This window comes from Nocardioides sp. Z21_20 (assembly GCF_059766585.1).
In genome coordinates this window covers 1-1,298 of the sequence record NZ_JCBAJX010000037.1, presented here as the reverse complement: position 1 = coordinate 1,298, position 1,298 = coordinate 1, and the positions used below count along the sequence as shown (strand labels likewise).

Sequence of the window (1,298 nt, the reverse complement as noted above, 5' to 3'; positions counted from 1 at the left end):
CGGGACTGCTGCACGATCGGGTGACAGGTTGGGTCACGCAGCCTGAGTGGCTGGCGTGGTCATGATGGTCTCGAACTCGATGGGGGTCAACCGCCCGAGAGCGGCCTGTCTGCGGCGCCGGTGGTAAGTCCTCTCGATCCACCGCACGATCGCGATCCGCAGCTCCTCGCGTGTGGTCCACGGGTGCCGATCCAGCACGTTCTTCTGCAGTAGCGCGAAGAAGGACTCCATGGCCGCGTTGTCCCCGGCTGCACCGACGCGGCCCATCGATCCGACCATGTCGTGACGGTTGAGCGCGTGCACGAATTTCCTGCTGCGGAATTGAGAGCCGCGGTCCGAATGAACAACACAGCCGGCGACATCGCCACGGCGAGCCACTGCGTTGTTGAGCGCTGCGACGGCGAGGCTGGACTTCATCCGGGAATCGATCGAGTAGCCGACGATCCGGTTGGAGTAGGCGTCCTTGATCGCGCAGAGGTAGAGCTTGCCTTCGCCCGTGCGGTGTTCGGTGATGTCGGTCAGCCACAGCTGGTTCGCAGCGTCGGCGGTGAACTCGTGGCGGGTGACGCCGCGCTCGTCGACGACCGCGCACAGGTCGTCGTGGACCGGTGGCCCGGGCTTCTTACCGTTCTTGCCGCGTCGGGGCTTGCCGAATGCCGACCACCAGCCCAGCTGCGAGCAGATCCGCCACGCGGTCCGCTCGGCCATCGGCTCGCCTGCTTCACGAGCTTCGTCGAGGAGGAACCGGTAGCCGAACTCCGGGTCGTTCTCGTGGGCGTCGAACAGGGCCTTGGCGCGGTAGGCCTGCTCGAGTTCGGCGTCGGTGACCGGGTTCGCCAGCCAGCGGTAGTAGGGCTGGCGGGCGATCTTGAGGACCCGGCACGTCACCGTGACGGGGACACCGTCGACGGCCAGCTCGCGGACGAGCGGGTACATCATTTTCCCGGCAGATTGGCCTGCGACAGGTAGGCAGCCGCCCGGCGCAGTACCTCGTTCTCCTGCTCGAGCAGCCGGATCCGCTTCTTGGCTTCGCGTAGTTCGGCATTCTCGCTCGCGGTCACGCCCGGCTTCACGCCGTCTTCGACGTCGGCGGTCTTCATCCAGTTCGTCAGGCACGACTCGCTAATCCCGAAGTCGGCAGCGATCTGCTTGAGATGGACGCCCGGCTCACGGTTCCTCGCGACGCGGACCACGTCGTCGCGGAACTCCTTGGGGTACGGCTTCGGCACAGTGCACATCCTTCCAGCAGCACCTCTCGGCACCACAGATCAGATGTCACCTATCCGTGCAGCAGTCCC

General features: G+C 65.8%; 1 protein-coding gene. It reads right to left on the bottom strand.

Going from position 1 to position 1,298, the window contains the following annotated elements; translation table 11 throughout:
• Positions 1-33: 33 nt before the first annotated feature.
• A protein-coding gene (locus AC6EH9_RS20045) for an IS3 family transposase (RefSeq protein WP_498425451.1) occupies positions 34-1,229 on the bottom strand; the annotation gives its coding sequence in 2 pieces (ribosomal slippage) (positions 34-942 and positions 945-1,229; 1,194 coding nt in all).
• Positions 1,230-1,298: the final 69 nt, after the last annotated feature.